At 55.6% G+C, this 19,491-nt stretch carries 16 protein-coding genes; 7 read left to right on the forward strand and 9 right to left on the reverse strand.

Features of this window, described 5'->3' with window-relative positions; translation table 11 throughout:
• Nucleotides 1-360 precede the first annotated feature (360 nt).
• Nucleotides 361-1,560 carry an MFS transporter gene (locus tag AC6I8I_RS22120; RefSeq protein WP_409519752.1) on the reverse strand — a complete coding sequence of 400 codons (1,200 nt, stop codon included), beginning with the start codon at nt 1,558-1,560 and terminating at the stop codon, nt 361-363.
• 304 nt (nt 1,561-1,864) lie between these two features.
• On the opposite strand from AC6I8I_RS22120, the gene AC6I8I_RS22125 reads away from it, so the two are divergent.
• A complete protein-coding gene (locus tag AC6I8I_RS22125; RefSeq protein WP_312757535.1) occupies nt 1,865-2,887 on the forward strand; it encodes an FUSC family protein in 1,023 nt (340 codons plus the stop codon).
• A 17-nt stretch (nt 2,888-2,904) separates the two neighbouring features.
• Here the strand turns inward: AC6I8I_RS22125 and AC6I8I_RS22130 are convergent, their stop codons facing one another.
• From AC6I8I_RS22130 to AC6I8I_RS22145, 4 genes are all read right to left on the reverse strand, one after another.
• Nucleotides 2,905-3,060 (reverse strand): hypothetical protein, encoded by a 156-nt coding sequence (locus AC6I8I_RS22130; RefSeq protein WP_312055662.1) that lies wholly within the window; start codon nt 3,058-3,060, stop codon nt 2,905-2,907.
• 23 nt (nt 3,061-3,083) lie between these two features.
• Complete coding sequence (locus AC6I8I_RS22135) at nt 3,084-3,215, reverse strand: hypothetical protein (protein WP_312757539.1); 132 nt, start codon at nt 3,213-3,215, stop codon at nt 3,084-3,086.
• A 187-nt stretch (nt 3,216-3,402) separates the two neighbouring features.
• Complete coding sequence (locus AC6I8I_RS22140) at nt 3,403-3,852, reverse strand: SRPBCC family protein (RefSeq protein WP_312757540.1); 450 nt, start codon at nt 3,850-3,852, stop codon at nt 3,403-3,405.
• Nucleotides 3,853-4,050: 198 nt separating this feature from the next.
• Nucleotides 4,051-4,944 carry an ABC transporter six-transmembrane domain-containing protein gene (locus AC6I8I_RS22145; protein WP_312055660.1) on the reverse strand — a complete coding sequence of 298 codons (894 nt, stop codon included), beginning with the start codon at nt 4,942-4,944 and terminating at the stop codon, nt 4,051-4,053.
• Between the two features lie 95 nt (nt 4,945-5,039).
• On the opposite strand from AC6I8I_RS22145, the gene AC6I8I_RS22150 reads away from it, so the two are divergent.
• From AC6I8I_RS22150 to AC6I8I_RS22160, 3 genes are all read left to right on the forward strand, one after another.
• Nucleotides 5,040-5,615, forward strand: coding sequence for a TetR/AcrR family transcriptional regulator (locus AC6I8I_RS22150; protein WP_312055713.1), 576 nt, complete (start codon nt 5,040-5,042; stop codon nt 5,613-5,615).
• Nucleotides 5,616-6,094: 479 nt separating this feature from the next.
• Nucleotides 6,095-7,480: a diaminobutyrate--2-oxoglutarate transaminase gene (locus tag AC6I8I_RS22155; protein ID WP_312055659.1), complete on the forward strand. Its 1,386-nt coding sequence runs from the start codon at nt 6,095-6,097 to the stop codon at nt 7,478-7,480.
• A 14-nt stretch (nt 7,481-7,494) separates the two neighbouring features.
• A complete protein-coding gene (locus AC6I8I_RS22160) occupies nt 7,495-8,961 on the forward strand; it encodes a pyridoxal phosphate-dependent decarboxylase family protein (protein ID WP_312055658.1) in 1,467 nt (488 codons plus the stop codon).
• Between the two features lie 58 nt (nt 8,962-9,019).
• Here the strand turns inward: AC6I8I_RS22160 and AC6I8I_RS22165 are convergent, their stop codons facing one another.
• Complete coding sequence (locus AC6I8I_RS22165; protein ID WP_497828717.1) at nt 9,020-10,336, reverse strand: MFS transporter; 1,317 nt, start codon at nt 10,334-10,336, stop codon at nt 9,020-9,022.
• Nucleotides 10,337-10,542: 206 nt separating this feature from the next.
• On the opposite strand from AC6I8I_RS22165, the gene AC6I8I_RS22170 reads away from it, so the two are divergent.
• The gene (locus tag AC6I8I_RS22170; protein WP_312757543.1) at nt 10,543-10,830 is read left to right on the forward strand and encodes a VF530 family protein; all 288 of its coding nucleotides are present in this window, start codon (nt 10,543-10,545) and stop codon (nt 10,828-10,830) included.
• A 73-nt stretch (nt 10,831-10,903) separates the two neighbouring features.
• Here AC6I8I_RS22170 and mqo read toward each other — a convergent pair whose 3' ends face one another.
• Nucleotides 10,904-12,562, reverse strand: a complete 1,659-nt coding sequence (mqo, locus tag AC6I8I_RS22175) for a malate dehydrogenase (quinone) (RefSeq protein ID WP_497828718.1) — start codon at nt 12,560-12,562, stop codon at nt 10,904-10,906.
• 312 nt (nt 12,563-12,874) lie between these two features.
• Here mqo and AC6I8I_RS22180 point away from each other — a divergent pair, with 312 nt between their 5' ends.
• Together AC6I8I_RS22180 and dcuR are read left to right on the forward strand one after the other, a co-directional pair.
• Nucleotides 12,875-14,509: a sensor histidine kinase gene (locus AC6I8I_RS22180; RefSeq protein WP_497828719.1), complete on the forward strand. Its 1,635-nt coding sequence runs from the start codon at nt 12,875-12,877 to the stop codon at nt 14,507-14,509.
• Nucleotides 14,506-15,225, forward strand: coding sequence for a two-component system response regulator DcuR (gene dcuR / locus AC6I8I_RS22185; protein WP_312055653.1), 720 nt, complete (start codon nt 14,506-14,508; stop codon nt 15,223-15,225). Before AC6I8I_RS22180 ends, dcuR begins: the two co-directional genes overlap by 4 nt.
• Here the strand turns inward: dcuR and AC6I8I_RS22190 are convergent.
• Complete coding sequence (locus AC6I8I_RS22190) at nt 15,219-16,187, reverse strand: FAD:protein FMN transferase (protein WP_497828720.1); 969 nt, start codon at nt 16,185-16,187, stop codon at nt 15,219-15,221. The two genes, dcuR and AC6I8I_RS22190, sit on opposite strands and share 7 nt — an antisense overlap.
• Before the next feature lie 62 nt (nt 16,188-16,249).
• Nucleotides 16,250-19,027, reverse strand: a complete 2,778-nt coding sequence (locus AC6I8I_RS22195) for a flavocytochrome c (protein WP_497828721.1) — start codon at nt 19,025-19,027, stop codon at nt 16,250-16,252.
• Nucleotides 19,028-19,491: the final 464 nt, after the last annotated feature.

A 19,491-nucleotide genomic window follows, 5' to 3' on the forward strand; every position in this document is an offset into this window, starting at 1 on the left:
GGAGACTCACGAAGAAGGGGTATCTTTTGATATCGCTTGCACTGAGGACTGCTTTACTAAAACTGCTTTCATAAGGTCTGTGTTCCAAACCGATGACGCTATTAAGCCACGCCTCACCGCTTTTATCAAACACTATTTTAATTTAATTTTAACATCCAGACGTCCGGAGCGCTTTTAATCGCAGCGCCAGGTTTTTCATTCGGGGAAAATTCGCGCTTCGCCTGGTGACAAAATAAGATGGTATATCGGGAAAATAAATAACCCGGCGCGGGATGATGCCGGGAATATTAAAGCTAAAAAGGGTCAGATTAAGCGCAACGATAAACGCCCTTCCTCATCGTTGCGCTGCCGATTCGGCGTTTAGGCCGGTTCAGGCTGCTGGCGTGCGGCATGACGCGCGGTGACGCTGAACACCAGCAGACCGGCAATTCCCAGCGCTACGCCAACCCAAGCGGTTGAGATCCAGCCATAGCCCAGCGACACGGTCAGCCCGCCCAGCCAGGCCCCCATCGCGTTGGCAATGTTCAGCGCTGAATGGTTCATTGCGGCCGCCAGCGTTTGCGAATCATTGGCGACGTCCATCAGGCGAATCTGCAGCGACGGCAGCAGTACCGAACAGGTGCCGATCAGGAAAGTTGCCAGTAATCCGGTTGCCACGTGTTGCACCAGCAGTGGGAAGGCGGCCATCACCAACACGTTCCACAACAGCGTCCAGCCAATAATATTCAGTACCGCACCGTCAGCAAGCCGACCGCCCACCAGGTTACCAATAATCATCCCCAGTCCGAACGCCACCATCGCCCACGGAATCAGCGCAGCTGACATTCCGGCCAGGTTAATCAGGGTTGGCGCGATATAACTGAAGATGGCAAACATACCGCCAAACCCTACCGCACCCACCAGCAGCGTCAGCAGTACCTGAGCATTTTTCAGCGCACCCAGTTCGCGCAGCGGGTGCGCATCCGCATCGCCTGGCATGTAAGGCACGTAGCGACCAATCAGCAGACAGGTCAGCACCCCGATTGCACCAACAAAGGTAAACACCACGTGCCAGCTGAACAGCTGCCCGATCCACGATCCCAGCGGTACGCCAATCAGCGTCGCGACCGTCAGCCCCAGCATCAATGACGCCAGCGCTCGTCCGCGGCGTTCGATCGGCACCAGCGAGGCGGCCACCAGTGACGCCACGCCAAAGTAGGCGCCGTGCGGCAGACCGGTCAGAAAGCGCGCCACCAGCAGCCCGTGATAGCTGTCAGCCATGGCGCTGGCGACATTCCCCAGGCTGAACAGTGCCATCAGGATCAGCAGCAGAGACTTGCGCGCCATCCGTGCGGCGAGCACGGCAATCACCGGCGCGCCCACCACCACACCCAGCGCATAGCTGGCGATGGCATTACCGGCCTGCGGCTCGGTGATGGCTAATGAGCGTGAGACGTCGGGCAGCAAGCCCATCATGATGAACTCGCCGGTGCCGATGCCAAAACCTCCCAGCGCCAGTGCCAGCAACGCCCAGCGGGCAAAGCCGGCTGCGTCGGTTTGACGATTATTTTTTAACAACATATTTTCCCAATGGATTGAACAGATAACAGAACCGCAGAGCCGGATAACGGGCACCCCGTCGCCCGGTCAGCGCCGGCAGACTATAGAAAGGAAGCCCCGCCTTAGCAACCCGATAATGTGACACAGCGCACACTTTACCCGGCGATACAGCGCTTATCCGGCGACTGCGATAGCGCAACAGCCGGTAAAAATCTGGCTGAGAGATGAGATCTGGTTCACACTTTTGTCAGCGGCAATGTTGCCATTGGGATTCAGATTAGGGAAACGCCGTGACGTGAACAGGTCTCAACAACTCAGACATGACATGCGATTAGCACTCTGCTGTGTGCCCGCTATCCTGTTAATTTTTGGCATTGGCCTCGCGACCCAGCATCTCAGTGAAGCCAGCGTGATGGCCAGCGGTGCGTTGCCGCTGGCATTTGGTGCCAGTAAAACCTGGGAGGGATCGTCAGCAAAATTGCTGCTGGCGACGCTGCTCAGCCTCGGGCTGTGTGCATTTTTCGGTGCGCTGACCAGCAGCCTGCTGCTGTTTATCAGCGGTTCAATGCTGTTCGCCGCCGGCTATGCGGTAATAAGCGGCATTAACGGCACCGCTGGCTGGGTGGTACAACAGTCGGCCATCGGCTGGATGATATCCGGCTATTTCCCAGGCGACATCAGTCACGCCGCCAGCCGGGCCGGGCTGGTGTTGCTCGGCGGTGCGGTGCAGCTGATGCTGATTTGCCTGCTGGTGCGTGGCGGAGACTTCCGGCTGCAATCGCTGACCCGCTTTACCTGGCGCAGCGCTGTCCGGCGGCTGAAACACGCCTCGCGGCCAAAAATACATCTGCGCTGGTCGGTGGTGTTTGCCGTGATCGCTATGGGCACGGCGCTGCTGACGGTTCACCGTTTCTCGCTGCAGAACGGCTACTGGACCGGCATGACCCTGCTGCTGTGCCTGCGCAGTCATTTTCGTGAATCACTGCTACGCGTGCCCGCCCGCACCCTTGGCACTCTATCGGGTTGCCTGGCGGCAGGCATGCTCAGCCACTATCTGCATCAGCCTGCGCTGCTGGCGGCGGCATTTATCCTGTCCGCCTATATCGCCTTTACGCTTTCTTACCGGCTGGCAAACGGCTCGTACTTTGTATTCACCTTCTTCGTCACGCTGATGGTGGTACTGATGATTTCGCTCACCGGTCTGGTGCAGGGCAATGTGGCGGAGGATCGTCTGCTGGCAACCGCCATCGGCAGCGGCTTCGCGCTGGCCGCGATTTTGCTGACCCGACTGGCGGCAGCCGTGCAGGCGAAGCTGAGCGGAAACGCGGATTTCGAGACGCTCTACTGACAGTCCTACGCGGCGGATTACGGCTCCTGAAACGGTTGCCGGGAAGGATCGAGCACAGGCCTGGTCACGCCCGGCACAAACTGCCTATCCTGAGCGCCGACAAAGCGGGTCGGCATCGCCGCATCGGTCTCAACCAGATCAACAGCCTCATCCACCAGAATCACATTCTTCAATTCACGATAAGCAGCCAGCACAATCAGTGCTGGCTGCGAGTCATGCCGGCATCACCGGCATTGCGCTTCGCCCACTGCAGCTCCGCCAGTAATTTGCCGCCACCAGCAAGGCAGAGATAACCGTTTTGACCCGGCCGGGCAGCGCATCCTCGCATTACCGATCGGTTACACAACCGTCGCACCGGCACCGATATAGCGGCAGACGCCTGCCGGTTCAGCAATCGAGTCAAGGTCGCCACGGGTAGCGCAGAGTGACGCTGTCACTTTTACGGCAGCGCCCTCGGCGAGCGCACATCGTCAACCAGCGGCATCTGCCAGCCCGGTGGATGCGGATCGCCAGATTTAACCTTGTGTTAAGTCGTCAGGCGTTTTTGCGCCATGATCTACTGCTGAGCGGGATTCAGCCCAGCTTTTCAGATGCTGTAGCACCTCACCCCAGCGGGTATTGCAAAACGGCAGATGCGGATCGCGATCGGACCAGCCACTGTGACTCAGCGCCACAATTGTTTGATCGGGTCCGAAATCGGCCAGCGTGAAGCGCAGGGTTTTCCCCGCCGGGCTATCAGGCTCGTCGACCGAAACCTGCACCAGCTCTTCGTCCGGGACCATTTTTTCGGTTCGCCAGCTGATATGGGCGTGCGGATTGGGTCGCAGGGTCAGAATTTCGCCCGGTGCAATCGTTCCTTCAACCACACCCAGATGCCAGCTGGCGAGTTGGGTGATATCGGTCAAAGCGGCATAGACCTGGCTGCGTGCAGCGGTAATTTTGATGGCGTGATGTAGTGTAATCATATGAACTCCCCCAACAGCGGGTGAAAGCCGTTACAGAAAGTATATGTGTCAATACGCAGTGACGTTGATTCTGTTTAGCCCTCTCCCGTTTTGCGCCACCTGTTATCGATGTCAGACCCGACGCCACGCGAGCTGGCGTCGGGTAAGGCTTGCGTCTGCCAATGTCACGCTTCACTGCGCCAGGTTTTCCCCCGCCGCTTAGAGCTCGCCGGTATTGACCCGACGACCAATGTCTTTGAGCTGCGAATATTTCTCCAGCAGCTGCGGACCATCATCCAGACTCATGGCAAACATCCACATATAGGTCATCACCGAATAGAGGTGACCAGCCTGAATGTTGCCGCGACCGGACATGGCAAAGATGGTCACGCCAAACAGCAGCGCCGCGACGCTGCCTATCGCCAGATAACCCAACGCTTCCCGATCGGATAAGCGAATACGCAGGCTGGCCAGCACCTGATAGTGACGTCCCAGCGCCGAAGGGCTGGCAGCGCCGACCAGCTGCACCTCTTTTTCCAGCCGGTTATTCAGCCGACCAAACAGCGCGTCATTTTTGCGGGTAAAACCTCGCAGGAAACAGGCGAAGAACAGCAGGATCGCCAGGCAGCCCGCGCCGGTCCAGAACTCAATCACCAGCAGCATCACCGCTGCCCCGCTCATCGACGCCAGCGAGGTGATCAATACCGGCAAATGCTTCTCAAAGAAGTCGACAAACTCGCGTGACAGGGCGACGCGCGCTGCAATAGTCGAGGCGTTATGTTGCTCATGTCGCTGTGCCACAATCACCGGCACCGCCAGTTCGGCATAAATACGGGCGAAGGTGCGGGTATCCACGCTGCGCCGTGCGGCACCGATCGCCCACATCACAAACACCATCACCGCATACAGCAACGCATGCCACGCCTGGCCAGTCACAATGGCATTGATGGCAAAACCGGCCAGCAGTGGATAGAGCAGGTACATCATATTTTCTGCTACCACCAGCAGTAGCGTCAGCATCAGCTTTCGGCTGTGTCGGCGTCCGAGCCTTTTTAATGTCAGAATAGCGCTGCGTGCGGCGGGAACCGGCAGCAGAAGTTTCGGGGAAGGCATAAAATTATTTTCTGATAAGATGAATCCTGAGCGGTTGCTCAAGAGCGAAAAGCAGTGTATTTGAGCAATTGCTCAAAGTCAACGAGAGAGCGATGATGAAACAGTCGGCGGAAGCGCTAAGAATTAAAATCCTTGAGGGTGCAGTGGCGTTATTTATTGAGAAAGGCATCGGGAAAGTGACCACCCGGGAATTAACCGAATCCGTGGGTATTTCGCGCAGCCACATCTATCACTATTTCAGTAACTGGCAATCGCTGTGTCTGGCGGCGCTTGAACGTTTCATGCACAACGAATTTGCGCACTTCTCCGCGATGCTGGCAGCCGTCCCGCCGCAGCAGCGCCTTGGGCTGTTGTTTGAAAGCTATCTGCCCAACTCGCCGGACGCGGTCTGGCAGCTTTACGCTTCGTTCTGGCAACTGGCGAGTCATGATCCGGATTATGCGGCGCTGGCGGAAGAGATGACGGAAAAATGGCAGGGGCTGATGGAGAGTCTCATCGCTGCTGAGGTCAAAAACGGCACGCTGCGCGTAACCGATGTGGCTCGCACCGCACGCCAGCTGAGTGCCATGCTCAATGGCTACGCCGATCTGCTGACCATCAATCCTTCCGCAGCCAAAGCCGCTGAGGCGCTGGACGATCTGAATCATTTTGTCGGACAAATGCGCGGATAACGTCTTTTTAACCGTTGCGGTTAACGCCAGCAAAGCAGGTTGTTTTTAATTAATTGTTAATAAAAGGTTTAATATTTTAACGAATTGAATGGCTGACTGCGATTATTTAAACCGCCCGACAAAACGACAATAATGCCGGCTTTTCTTTTTTTAGCGGCGCTTTTTCGGATAACGTTTTCCCGCGGAAACGGCTGTTTACACAAATGGTTATCCGTCATCTCAAGTCCATGAGGCCGGGTAACGCCGTGTTTTTACGTGCTTTATTAAAAGCCTCTGAACAGATCCCAGCTGATAAAAACGCTCATAAAGCAATCAAGCTGTTGATAAACATAACAAATAATCCGTAAACCGCCGATAAAATTAATCATTGAGTCGGACCTTAAAAACCAATATATTGGCCGCGTTTTATCGACAGCCATTACTTTTTTTATTCATTTATTCAACTGCGACGTTACACCCGTCCCGGTTGTAGGAGAGATATGATGACGGATAAAGTCCGTATTGATAGTTTGAATGCGCAGACCTTAAACGGAAACAATGAAACCTATTTAGCCCGTCAGGCTGAATTTGAATCAAACGTTCGAAGTTACCCACGTAAATTGCCGTTCGCAATTGCGAAAGCACAAGGTGTCTGGATCACTGACGTCGAGAATAATCAATATCTTGATTGTCTTGCCGGTGCCGGAACGCTGGCATTGGGCCATAACCATCCAGACGTTCTGCAGAGTATTCAAAATGTCATTACCAGCGGCTTGCCGTTACATACACTCGATCTGACTACACCGTTAAAAGATGAGTTCTCTGAGTACCTGCTCTCTTTACTGCCGGGCCAGGGCAAAGACTATTGCCTGCAGTTCACCGGTCCGTCTGGTGCGGATGCGGTTGAAGCGGCCCTGAAACTGGCGAAAAAGCACACCGGCCGTTCCGGTATTATCAGTTTCTCAGGCGGTTATCACGGTATGACCCACGGCGCGCTGTCGGTGACCGGTAACCTGTCACCGAAAGAAGCGGTCGACGGCATGATGCCGGAAGTGCAGTTCATGCCGTATCCGCACCTCTATCGCTGCCCGCTGGGCCTTGGCGGTGAAGCGGGCGTTAAAGCGCTGAGCTACTACTTCGAAAACCTGATTAATGACGTTGAGAGCGGCGTGCGCAAGCCTGCGGCGGTGATCCTTGAAGCGGTTCAGGGTGAAGGCGGCGTTAACCCGGCGCCGGCGGAGTGGCTGCAGCGCATCCGTAAAGTCACCCAGGAACACGGCATTCTGCTGATCCTTGATGAAGTGCAGGCAGGTTTTGCCCGCACCGGTAAGTTCTTTGCCTTTGAACACGCCGGCATTGAGCCGGACATCATCGTGATGTCCAAAGCGGTCGGCGGCGGTCTGCCACTGGCGGTACTCGGCATTAAAAAACAGTTCGACGCCTGGTCACCGGGTCATCACACCGGCACGTTCCGCGGCAACCAGCTGGCGATGGCAACCGGCCTCACCACCCTCAAGCTGCTGAAAGACAATAACGTTGCTGACAAAGTCGCGGCGCAGGGCGAGTGGCTGAAAGGCAAACTGGGCGAACTGCAACAGCGTTATCCGGTGATCGGTAACGTGCGCGGCCTGGGTCTGATGATCGGTATCGAGATGGTGAAACCTGACGAAGCCGCCGATCACATGGGCAGCTTCCCGGCCGATGGCGAACTCTCGGCGCTGGTTCAGAAGAAATGTTTCGAAAACGGCCTGATTCTGGAGCGTGGCGGACGTCACGGTAGCGTGCTGCGTCTGCTGCCGTCACTGCTGATCACCAATGCAGAACTGGACGTGTTTATGGATAAATTTGAAAACGCCCTGCTGTCAGCTGGCGTGAAACCAGTTTGAGTGGAGTGAATGCAATGTCCCGGTTAAACCCGATTCTGGCGGCCTCAGCACAGAGCACCGAGGCCTACCAGCAGGCGATTGCCCAGAGTAGCGCGGCGGTCGTTAAGTGGCTGGAACAACCTGAGATGTATCAGGGCAAAACCGTCGCTGAGCTGCGTGAACGTATTACGCTGGACTTCAATCCTCAGGGCCTGGGTAACCAGGCCGCGATTGAACGCGCTATCGAATACTTCCTGAAAGACAGCCTGTCGGTGCATCACCCACAGTGTGTGGCTCACCTGCACTGCCCAAGCCTGGTGATCAGCCAGGCGGCAGAAGTGTTGATCAACGCCACCAACCAGAGCATGGATTCGTGGGATCAGGCACCTTCCGCCACCATCATTGAGATGAAGCTGATTGAATGGCTGCGTACTCAGGTGGGTTACCAGCCTGGCGATGCTGGCGTGTTCACCAGCGGCGGCACCCAGAGCAACCTGATGGGTCTGATGCTGGCGCGTGATGCCTGGTTTGCCCGTCAGGGACATTCGGTGCAGCAGGATGGTCTGACCGGCGATCTGAAAAAGATTAAAGTCTTCTGCTCGGAAAACGCGCACTTCTCGGTTCAGAAGAATATGGCGCTGCTCGGCCTAGGCTATCAGTCGGTGACGCTGGTTAAAACCGATCGCTTCGCCCGCATGGATCTGGACGATTTACGGCACAAACTGGCTCAGGCGCAGGCCAACGGCGAGCAGGTGCTGGCAATTGTCGCGACCGCCGGCACCACCGATGCCGGTGCGATCGATCCGCTGCGCGAGATCGCCACGCTGGCAGCAGAACAGCAGATCTGGGTTCACGTCGATGCGGCCTGGGGCGGTGCGTTGCTGCTGTCCGAACAGTATCGCGACTATCTGGATGGAATTGAGCTGGTGGACTCCATCACGCTCGACTTCCACAAGCAGTTCTTCCAGACCATCAGCTGTGGTGCCTTCCTGCTGAAAGAGGCGCGTCACTATGAGCTGATGCGTTATCAGGCGGCCTACCTGAATTCAGAGTTTGATGAAGCGCAGGGCGTGCCGAATCTGGTGTCGAAGTCGCTGCAGACCACCCGTCGTTTTGATGCACTGAAACTGTGGATGGGTCTTGAAGCGCTGGGTCAGAAACAGTATGCCGCGATCATCGATCACGGCGTGACGCTGGCGCAGCAGGTTGCTCAGTACATTGAGCAGCAGGCCGCGCTGGAGCTGGTGATGCAGCCGCAGCTGGCGAGCGTACTGTTCCGCTATCGCCCGGCCCATCTGGCGCACCTCAGCGACGCGGATATCGCGCTGCTGAATCAGCGTATCGGTGATGCACTGCTGGAGTCAGGCCGTGCCAACGTCGGCGTCACCGAATTCAACGGCGTCACCTGTCTGAAAATGACGCTGCTGAATCCGACCGTTACGCTGGAAGATATTCAGATCCTGCTGACGCTGGTGGAAACCACCGCCCAGCAGCTGGTGTAAGTGACCGGTTGTTAAAAAGGCTCCCACGGGAGCCTTTTTTATGCCGGCAACAGCCGGTTTAGCGCGATGGCGGCTCATCCAGCAGCCGCAGATGGTCATCTTTGTTGAGGGTCATCAGCGCCACGATGCTGATCAGCGCGGTAATCATCACGTACCAGGCGGGAATATCCAGATTACCGGTCTGCCTGATTAAGCCGGTGATAATCAACCCGACACAGCCGGAGAAGACCGCGTTAGAGAGCGAATAGGCCAGCCCCAGCCCGGTATACCGCACGCGGGTAGGAAACATCTCCGCCAGCATCGCCGGTCCCGGTCCGGCCAGCAGTCCGACAATCCCGCCAGCAATAAACACCACCAGCGCCTTCAGCCCGAGGCCGCTGCTCGTCGCCTGCAGCACGTTTAGCAGCGGCAGCGCCAGCAACAGCAGCAGTACCGCCGCCGTTACCATCACCGCGCGGCGGCCAATTTTATCGCTCAGTATGCCGGCCGGAATGATGGTTGCGGCAAAGCCGAGGTTCGAGATCACCGCAATCAGCAACGCCTGATTAAACCCGGTATGCAGCGAAGCCTGCAGGTAGGTCGGCATAATCACCAGGTAGGTATAGCCGGCGGCCGACCACACCATCAGCCGACAGATACCAAGCAGAATAGTTTTCAGCGTCGCGCCGAGGCTGGCCTTAACTATCCCGGCCGCCGGTTCTGCCTGTTGCCGGATAAACGCCGGGGTCTCCTCCATCTGCACCCGCAGCCAGAGCGCCAGCGCACCTAAAGGCAGCGCGAGGAAAAAGGGAATACGCCAGCCCCACGCCAGCATCTGCTCCGGGGTTAACAGCAGTGACAGCAGCGCCACAATGCCTGCGCCCGCCAGCAGTCCCAGCGCCACGGTAAACGACTGCCAGGCCCCGAATAGCCCACGCTTACCGCGCGGCGCAAATTCGGTCATCAACGAGACCGCCCCGCCATATTCGCCGCCCGCGAACAGCCCCTGCAGGATACGCAGCGCGGTAATGATCAGCGGAGCCAGCACGCCCAGGGTAGCGTAGGTCGGTACCAGCCCGATGGCGGTGGTCGCCAGCGTCATCATAATCAGCACAAAAATCAGCGTCGGCTTACGCCCGATGCGGTCGCCCATCCGGCCAAAGATAATCGCGCCGAGCGGACGGAAAAAGAAGGCGATGGCGAACGAGGCATAGGTCAGTAAGATTCCGGTCAGCGCCGACTCCCCCTCAAGCCGAAAAAAATTCTGCGCAATCAGGGTGGCGAGAAAGCCGTAAACGGCAAACTCATACCATTCAATAAAATTCCCCACCGAACCGGCCAGCAAGGCACGTTTACGGCTGGCGGAACTGAGCAGCTTATCAGCGGCGTCGGACATGGCAGGTGATCCTTTTTGTCGTGGCATCAATCGCTTATGATTAGCACAATCGCTGATAAATTGCCCGGGCATCTGTGGTCGGCGTTAACTCAGCCACAAAAAGCCGCGCCAGGGCACGGTTAACCGGCTTTTTGGTCCGGGGTGCTTGCACTACGGCGCAACGATCGGCAGGATGTGCGCAATTAACTGAACCGGGCGGATAAACCATGAACGCACATACTTCAAAAGATCCTCTGCACGGCGTGACGCTCGAGATGCAGGTAAACAGTTTAGTGGCGCAGTATGGCTGGGCTGAACTGGGAAAACGGATCAACATTAACTGCTTTAAAAGCGATCCCAGTGTGAAATCGAGCCTGAAGTTTTTGCGCCGCACGCCGTGGGCGCGGGCAGAAGTTGAAGCGCTCTATCTGGCGTCGTTAGCGGAGAAAACCCAGCCGGCAGCTGCGCCCGAAGAGGATCCCTGGGCGGGCTGGCGAGGCAATAAGCCGGAGTAATCGCGGTTGCCAGAGCAATAAAAAAAGCCCGCGTCGGGTAACCGGCGCGGGCTTTTTGACGATCAGGCGATGATTACAGCGCCATATCGTGTTGCGGTGATGCGGCCGATTTTTCAGCCGGCGCAGCTGGTGCGGCTGGTGCGGCTGGCGCATGGTTATCCATATGGATCACCGGCGGCGTGGTCAGTTGCAGCGTTGACGCGGTGTCATTCCACACCTGCTGCAGCAACGGCACGTTGTCATTCAGTTTCTGGCCGTAACCCGGGATCATTTTATGAATCTTCGCCTGCCATTCGGCTGACTTAAACTCTTCCGGGAACAGTTTCTGCATCACGTTCAGTGCGATTGGGGCCGCAGTTGAGGCACCCGGTGACGCACCCAGCAGTGCAGCAACGGTTTTCTGCTGATCGGTCACAATTTCGGTGCCCAGTTTCAGCACGCCGCCCTTCTCTTCATCTTTTTTGATGATCTGTACGCGCTGACCGGCCTGAATCAGTTTCCAGTCCTCTTTCTTCGCATCCGGATAGTACTCTTTCAGCGCAGCAAAGCGGTCATCGTCAGTCAGCATCACCTGACCCACCAGGTATTTCACCAGGTCGAAGTTATCCATCCCAACGTGGGTCATCGGGATCACGTTGTGGGTGGTGGTGGTGCTCAGCAGATCAAACAGGGAACCATTTTTCAGGAATTTGGTTGAGAAGGTGGCGAACGGTCCAAACAGCACCACGCGCTTGCCATCCAGGTAACGGGTATCCAGATGCGGAACCGACATCGGTGGCGCACCGACAGAAGCCTGACCGTACACTTTGGCCAGATGACGATCGGCGATCGCGCTGTTTTCAGTCACCAGGAACGAGCCGCCCACCGGGAAGCCAGCATAGTTTTCAGCTTCAGGAATGCCGGTTTTCTGCAGTAACTTCAGCGCGCCGCCGCCGGCACCGATAAAGACATATTTCGCATCAACCGCACGCTCAGTGCCGTTTTTAGCGTCTTTAATGGTGACGTGCCACGAGTTGTCGCCGTTGCGTTTGAAGTCAGTCACTTCGGATGAAGTTTCCAGTCTGAAGTTATCATTTTTCTTCAGGCTGCCGATCAGCTGGCGGGTAATTTCACCGTAGTTAACGTCGGTGCCGACCGGCGTCCAGGTCGCGGCCACTTTCTGCTGTGGATCACGCCCTTCCATCACCAGTGGCGCCCACTGCGCGATCTGCTGATGATCGGTAGAGAACTTCATGCCCTGGAACAGCGCGGTTTTCTGCAACGCCGCGTAGCGTTTGGTCAGGAAGTCGACGTTGTCGCCCCAGACAAAGCTCATGTGCGGTGTCGAGTTAATGAAGCTGCGCGGATCGTGCAACACGCCTTCTTTAACCTGCGCGGTCCAGAACTGGCGAGACACCATAAAGGCTTCGTTGATTTCCAGCGCTTTGGTAACGTCAATCGAGCCGTCTTTACGCTCAGGCGTATAGTTCAGCTCCATGTTGGCAGAGTGACCGGTACCGGCGTTGTTCCAGCCGTTAGAGGATTCCAGCGCCACGCCGTCGAGTTTTTCCACCATTACCTGTTTCCAGCCTGGCTGTAACTCTTCCAGCATGGTGCCCATTGAGGCGCTCATGATGCCGCCGCCAATTAACAGTACGTCGGTTTTCTCTGGTGAAGTTTCAGCATGAAGCGCTGAAGAAACAAGCAATGCTGCGAGGGAAAGTGCAGGGATAACTTTTGTTGATTTAATCATTTCGCAATCTACAGTTAACTTAATCGTACTGGTTAAAAAAAGTCCTCAAAGTTTAAAATAATGTTATTTATGAGTTAATGTGAAAATAGTTATAAAATTAAAAATAACCATGCTGCCTTAATTTAATTACAAAAGGCATACGAAAGTTGCTAACTATTTTAACCACACATTAAGGGTGTGCTTTGAAATATTCAATCCCTTAAGGCAAATAATCTGACCGATTTTTTCCTGCAGCCTGCGCGGCTAAACCTGTACTGGTGCGGCGTCTTAGCGTATGTTGCCTGGCGAACCACTCACCCGTGCTGAACACCGATGAAAAGCCAATCACAAAAAAGATACGCCGTGAATAAACGCCCGATGAAACTCAGTACGTTGACCACGCTGATGATGACGGCGGTAATCTTTACCGTCCTGTTGTGCGTCCATCTGCTCTATTTCATCCAGATAGATAATTTTGCGCAGTCGCACCTGAAAGATAAAGCGATGGCGGTGGCACGCACCGTGGCCGACAGTCCGGAACTTCAGCGCGGACTGCGACGCCCCGATGGCCGCGAGCTGATACAGCCGGTTGCCGAGGCGGCACGCAAACGCAACGACCTGCTGTTTGTGGTGGTCACCGATATGAACGGCATCCGTTATTCGCATCCTAATCCCGACGCGATCGGCAAACATTTCATTGGCGACGATCTCAATCCGGCGCTGGCTGGGCGGGAAAATGTCGCGGTCAATCACGGTGTGCTGGTCGAAGCACTGCGGGTGTTCACCCCGGTTTATGACGACAGGCATCAGCAAATTGGCGTGGTGGCGATCGGGATTGCACTCAATGATGTGGCGGCGCAAATTGCGAAAAGCCGCTGGAACATCGTCTGGACCAGCTTATTTGGCGGCATTGTCGGTTTACTGGGTATTTATATTCTGGTCAGACGGCTGAAGACTATTTTGCTCGGGCTGGAACCGCATGAAATTTCCAGCCTGTTTGAGCAACGCCAGGCGATCCTTAACTCGATTAAGGAAGGGGTGATTGCGGTAGATGAGCACTCCCGCGTCAGCCTGATAAACCAGGCTGCGCAACAGCTGATGCACGAAACCACCCGCAAAATGCCCCTGAGTGGCGAAAGCCTGCCGGAAGAGAGCGTACTTCACCGCCACCAGCAAGATGCGCTGCACCAGGGCAAAGCCTGGCACGATCAGGAACTCACCATCGGCGGACGTATTCTGATCAGTAATACCGTGCCGGTGCGCAGCCGCGAGCGGATTATTGGTGCGGTGACCACCTTCAGGGACAAAACCGAGATTAGCCAGCTGATGCAGCGTCTGGACGGCATGGTAAACTATGTCGATGCGCTGCGTGAACGCTCCCATGAATTCATGAATAAGCTGCATGTTATTCTGGGCCTGCTGCACATGAAAAACTATGCACAGATGGAAGAGTACATTCTGAAGACGGCGAACAACTACCAGACTGAAATAGGTTCGCTGTTACAGAAAATCAAATCACCGGTCATTGCCGGCTTTTTATTGAGCAAAATCAACCGGGTGACTGATGAAGGCCATCAGTTGATTATTGATGAAGCCAGTTTTCTGCCCGACTGCGGCAGCGAACAACAGAGCGCCGTGCTGATTACCGTGCTGGGTAATTTAATTGAAAACGCACTGGAGGCGCTGGACCCGGAACACGAAGGGGAAATCCACCTGATGCTGCATTATCAGAATGGCTGGCTGGCCTGTGAAGTCAGTGATGATGGCCCCGGTATTGACGGATCGCAGCTTGACGCCATTTTCGAACGTGGCGTCTCGTCGAAAGGAGACGATCGCGGCGTGGGGCTGTTTCTGGTTAAGCAGCAGACCGAAAGCCTGGGCGGCAGTGTCAGCGTCGAGTCGGAGCCGGGTGTGTTCACCCAATTTTTAGTACAACTCCCGTGGGAGAGAGGAAGAAAAGTCGAATGATCAATGTCTTAGTTGTCGATGATGATGCTATGGTTGCCGAGCTGAATCGCTGTTACATCGCTCAGATCCCCGGCTTTACCTGCTGTGGCACCGCCTCGACATTACAGCAGGCCAAAGAGCAGTTACTGCAGGCAGATTCACAGGTCGATCTGGTGCTGCTGGACATCTATATGCAGCAGGAGAACGGTCTCGATCTGCTGCCCGAACTGCGCAGTGCCGGACGCCCGGTTGACGTGATCATCATCTCTTCCGCGGCTGATGCGGCCACCATCAAAACCTCGCTCAATTACGGTGTGGTCGACTACCTGATTAAACCGTTCCAGTTTGCTCGCTTTGAGGAAGCGCTGACTGGCTGGCGGCAGAAAAAAGCGCTAATGGATAATCATCAGTTTTATCAGCAGTCGGACGTTGATCAGCTATTGCACGGCAATCCGCCGGGTGCCAGTGAGCAGAAACGACTGCCTAAAGGCCTGACACCTCAGACGCTGCGCACCTTATGCCTGTGGATTGATGCCCATCCGGGCACCGAATTTTCCACCGATGAGCTGGCAACGGAAGTGAATATCTCGCGCGTTTCCTGCCGGAAATACCTGATCTGGCTGGCGCAGATTAATATTCTGTTCACCAGCATTCACTACGGCGTCACCGGTCGGCCAGTCTATCGCTATCGTCTGCAGCCGGAATACCACACCCTGCTGAAGCAGTATTGTCAGTAAGCCAGCCGGTAATCCTCGTCCAGCAGGCGGAAGGAAAAGTGACGTTGTGACGAGCAGATGACCTGCTTATCGCGGGTCACAAATATCGCTTCAATAGCGGGCAAATCGGCGAGGCAGGCGATGCCTTTTTCCACGCCCATGCCATACAGCAGCGTGGTGTAGATATCGCCATCAATCGAACGATCGGAGATCACCGTCACGCTCAGCAGTTCGTTATCGAGCGGATAACCGCTGCGGTCATCCAGAATATGGTGATAGCAGACGCCCTCCCGTTCGAAATAGCGCTCATAAATACCGGATGTCACCACCGACTTATCGGCCACGTGGATCACCCCGATCAGCGCATCCGCCACGCCGAACGGTTTTTTCAAACCAATCGCCCAGCCGGGTGACGCCTCTTCTTCCGGGGAGCCTACCGTCTGAACGTTACCGCCGAGGTTAATCAGCGCGCTGTTGACGCCCTGCTGACGCAAAAACGCCTGTACCCGATCGGCGATATAGCCTTTGGCGATCGCCCCGAGATCGATTTCCATCCCGGCTTTTGCCAGCATCACACTGTTCGACGCCGGGTCGAGAATCACGTCATGCGGATTGGTCAGTGCCAGACAGGCCTGTAACCGGTCAGCCGGCGGCACGCTGTGCCCCTGAAAACCGATTTTCCAGCACTTCACCAGCGGACCGATCGCCAGGTTAAAACGGCTGTCGGGCAGCAGGCTGACGCCATGGGCGCAGGCGATCAGATCGAATACCGGCTGACTCACCACCACCGGATGCTGGCCCGCCGCCTGGTTGATTGCCATCACTTCAGAACCGGAACGGTTGACGGTGAACAGGTTCTCCTGCTGTTTAATCAGGCGGAAGACCTGGCCGGCGAGGGTTTCATTGTGTTCGAACAGTTTGAGCAGAATGGGCGAACCCATCAGAACCGCGGAGTAAGCATAGACACGCGCATCAGTTAACATAGGCGACTCTGCTTTAAGCAAGGAAACCGGCACCCGCTGAGTGCGGATGCCGGAGAGAGCGATTATCGTTTCGCGTAAGCTGCCGCGTTACCGCCCGCCAGAATACCAAAGATGATGATATCGGCGACGGCGTTACCGCCGATGCGGTTAGCGCCGTGGATGCCGCCGACCACTTCACCGCAGGCCCAGGCACCGTTAATCACCTGCTGCTGGCTATCCAGCACCGCGGTAGTGGTGTCAATGGTCACACCGCCCATGGTGTGGTGAACGCCCGGCGCCACGCGGATGGCGTAGAACGGACCTTCGCTCAGCGGATGACGCAGCGCGGTCTGACGGCCAAAGTCTTCATCTTTCTGCTGGATGACAAAGCCGTTGTAGCGGGCCAGCGTCGCTTCCAGCGTGCGGTGTTCCATATTAAGTTTCACCGCCAGTTCTCCGACCGTTGGCGCGCTGACCACAAAGCCTTTGGCGATATATTCATCGGCCGCTTTGTTATTCATCCGCACCTGCTCATCAAACACGATCCACGCACTCTTCTCAGGCAGCGCAATGATTTGCGCCGAGACTTTGTCACGGGTTTCCATTTCGTTGTAGAAACGTTCGCCCGCCTGACTCACCAGGATAGCGCCGCCACCGCGAATGGACTCAGACACCAGATACGAGGTGGTCTGTTCAACCGTCGGGTGAATCTGGATTTCGCCCATATCGACCGTGCCGGCACCGATTTTGGTCAGCATAGCGATTCCGCTACCGGTCGCCCCTTTGTGGTTGGTGGTGACGAAGCCATCCAGTTCTGGACGGTATTTCACCACCAGCTCGCGGTTAGCACTGAAGCCGCCGGTCGCCACAATCACGCTTTTCGCATTCAGAATGCGGCTGTCATTGTACTCATCGACCACTTTCACTCCGGTCACCGCGCCGTTCTCATAGAGGATTTCAGCGACAGAGGTTTCCAGCAGCACTTCAATATTGCGGGCGTTGATATTTTTCACCAGCCCGCTGATCAGGAATCCGCCGACCGCTGAGCGATCCGCCGGACGGTGAGTACGATCGATGCTCATACCGCCGGTGATGGTGATGTCGTTCAGTTCAATGCCGTGGTCGGCCAGCCAGTCAATCGCTTCCGGCGCCAGGTCCACGAACTCACGCAGCAACACCGGGTTGTTTTTGAATTTGCCGCCTTTCAGCGTCTCTTCATAGAACAGCTCTTTGCTGTCCTCGATGCCTTTCAGTTTCTGGAAGCGGGTTTCCGCCGCGTTCATGCCGACCGATGCTTTGATGGTGTTACCGCCGATGGTCGGCATCTTCTCGATAATCACCACGCGCGCGCCTTCATCGTGCGCCTGAATCGCTGCCGCCAGGCCCGCACCGCCGCTGCCTACCACTACCACATCATAATTCTGCGGTGCGTTAGGGTTGCCGCCCTCTTCAATCACATGTGCTTTGCTGGAGGTGGTCAGGGCGCGCGAAACCGCTTTCTTCAGCGCTTCACTCTGGGTGGTCGCACCGGTGATCGCATCAACGTGCGGGCTGTTGGCCACCAGAATACGGTTACGCAGGCTCTCAAAGGTGGTGGTGAAGTCGACGTCCAGCGTGTCATCCGGCACCAGTGAGATGTCGGTGATACGGTCGGTATCCAGCGTGACGTTGATTTTCAGCTTCAGTGCTTCAGCTTCCACTTTCTCCTGATAGACGCCCGCTTTGTATTTGCGGCCCGATTCGCTCATGTCGCGGATCATCGCGTCAACCAGCGAGAAGCGCCACAGCGGTTCCGGGATTTTCAGCTCTTCACGTTTGTTACTGTCGATATAGAGATCGAGATGCTCGTTGTTGATGATGCGGTCAGCCCAGTTCGGGTAGGCAATACAGGCTTTGCCTATCGCCACCAGATCGTAACCTTTTTCCAGCGCCATCTCGGCGTCTGATTTATTCACCACCCCGCCGACGCCAATCACCGGCACTTTGGCCAGCACCGGCGAACGCATCGCGATATATTTTTCGATTAGCGGAGTGGGATCCTGGGTATCCACAATCGACGGACGCAGCAGCTGGCCAACCGAGAAGTGGACGTAATCCAGTCCGCGTGCCGCCAGTTTCTCCAGCAGATAGAGCGTGTCGTCAAAGCGGATGCCGGGCACTTCAATCTCTTCCGGCGAGAAGCGATAGCCGATGATGAAGGAGTTATGCGCAAAGCGCTCCGCCATCTTATGGGTGATTTCCAGCACTTCCAGCGGGAAGCGGGCGCGGTTGTCGCGGCTGCCGCCCCATTTGTCGTCGCGCTGATTTGAGTTCGGTGAGTAGAACTGCTGGATCAGGTAGGTATTGGCACCGTGGATCTCCACCCCATCAAAACCGGCCTTAATCGCACGGTTCACCGCGTCACCAAATTTGGTGAGCATGGTATCGACTTCTTCCGCCGTCAGCGCCAGCGGTTTAGTTGCGCCTTCACGCGGTGCCGCGATTGCGCTCGGGGCGACCGGCGTTTTGCCGCCGATCAGCTCCGGTTCGACCATGCGGCCACCATGATAAATCTGCAGAATCGCGGTCGATCCCTCTGATTTTATCGCGTCAGCAATGCGTTTCAGGCCAGGGATTTTGTTGTCGCTGTCGATGGCAATCGCGCCTGGGAAGGCCGGGCCACGGTTGTCGATAAAGCAACATTCGACGATCACGGTGCCGATGCTGCCCGCGCGGGCACGATAGTATTCCACCAGCTCGCTGGTCACCGTACCGTCATAAAAACCGGTACAGGTGGTCATCGGTGCCATCACTAATCGGTTTTTTAACACCGCGCCGTTAGGCAGCGTCAGGGGAGTGAGAATCGGGGTGAGAGTATTCATGCGATAAACTCCAAGATTTAAAAGTCTGGAAATTTTTAGCGGACGCAAAGTATCGCTTAATTAAGTGGTCCGATGTCATGACCCAAATATACCATTTTCTTTGCTTATATAAGCGATAAATTTACTTTTTAAACTTTTAAACCTTTTAGAGTTTTTATTTGCCGAAAACAGCAAGTGAAGTTATATTAATTGTTAACCAAGGGTTACCAAAAATCAACCCTTGGTTTACATTAAAAACAAAGCCTTGTGTATCAACAATTTATAACATACACTCGCCAGCGCACCGGCTTGCCAGCAGCCGATCCGGATCACAAAAAGGCTGCTACAGCCAGCAACGGGATATAAAATAAAAATAAATGTTAAAAATCAGGAATAACGATTTATTTTTATTGATCTGGATCAAAAATCTATATTTTCAGAAATCGCATCATATTCACATCGGATTAAAACGCTGCTGGATTTAA

It is taken from the genome of Pantoea sp. X-Soil-YNGN-775 (genome assembly GCF_059730575.1).

What these genes read in the sequence shown, in the direction of transcription:
- AC6I8I_RS22120 (WP_409519752.1), bottom strand. Translation starts at nt 1,560, where the DNA reads ATGTTGTTAAAAAATAATCGTCAAACCGACGCAGCCGGCTTTGCCCGC.
- AC6I8I_RS22125 (WP_312757535.1), top strand. Translation starts at nt 1,865, where the DNA reads ATGCGATTAGCACTCTGCTGTGTGCCCGCTATCCTGTTAATTTTTGGC.
- AC6I8I_RS22135 (WP_312757539.1), bottom strand. Translation starts at nt 3,215, where the DNA reads ATGCGAGGATGCGCTGCCCGGCCGGGTCAAAACGGTTATCTCTGCCTT.
- AC6I8I_RS22140 (WP_312757540.1), bottom strand. Translation starts at nt 3,852, where the DNA reads ATGATTACACTACATCACGCCATCAAAATTACCGCTGCACGCAGCCAG.
- AC6I8I_RS22145 (WP_312055660.1), bottom strand. Translation starts at nt 4,944, where the DNA reads ATGCCTTCCCCGAAACTTCTGCTGCCGGTTCCCGCCGCACGCAGCGCT.
- AC6I8I_RS22150 (WP_312055713.1), top strand. Translation starts at nt 5,040, where the DNA reads ATGAAACAGTCGGCGGAAGCGCTAAGAATTAAAATCCTTGAGGGTGCA.
- AC6I8I_RS22155 (WP_312055659.1), top strand. Translation starts at nt 6,095, where the DNA reads ATGATGACGGATAAAGTCCGTATTGATAGTTTGAATGCGCAGACCTTA.
- AC6I8I_RS22160 (WP_312055658.1), top strand. Translation starts at nt 7,495, where the DNA reads ATGTCCCGGTTAAACCCGATTCTGGCGGCCTCAGCACAGAGCACCGAG.
- AC6I8I_RS22165 (WP_497828717.1), bottom strand. Translation starts at nt 10,336, where the DNA reads ATGTCCGACGCCGCTGATAAGCTGCTCAGTTCCGCCAGCCGTAAACGT.
- AC6I8I_RS22170 (WP_312757543.1), top strand. Translation starts at nt 10,543, where the DNA reads ATGAACGCACATACTTCAAAAGATCCTCTGCACGGCGTGACGCTCGAG.
- mqo (WP_497828718.1), bottom strand. Translation starts at nt 12,562, where the DNA reads ATGATTAAATCAACAAAAGTTATCCCTGCACTTTCCCTCGCAGCATTG.
- AC6I8I_RS22180 (WP_497828719.1), top strand. Translation starts at nt 12,875, where the DNA reads ATGAAAAGCCAATCACAAAAAAGATACGCCGTGAATAAACGCCCGATG.
- dcuR (WP_312055653.1), top strand. Translation starts at nt 14,506, where the DNA reads ATGATCAATGTCTTAGTTGTCGATGATGATGCTATGGTTGCCGAGCTG.
- AC6I8I_RS22190 (WP_497828720.1), bottom strand. Translation starts at nt 16,187, where the DNA reads ATGTTAACTGATGCGCGTGTCTATGCTTACTCCGCGGTTCTGATGGGT.
- AC6I8I_RS22195 (WP_497828721.1), bottom strand. Translation starts at nt 19,027, where the DNA reads ATGAATACTCTCACCCCGATTCTCACTCCCCTGACGCTGCCTAACGGC.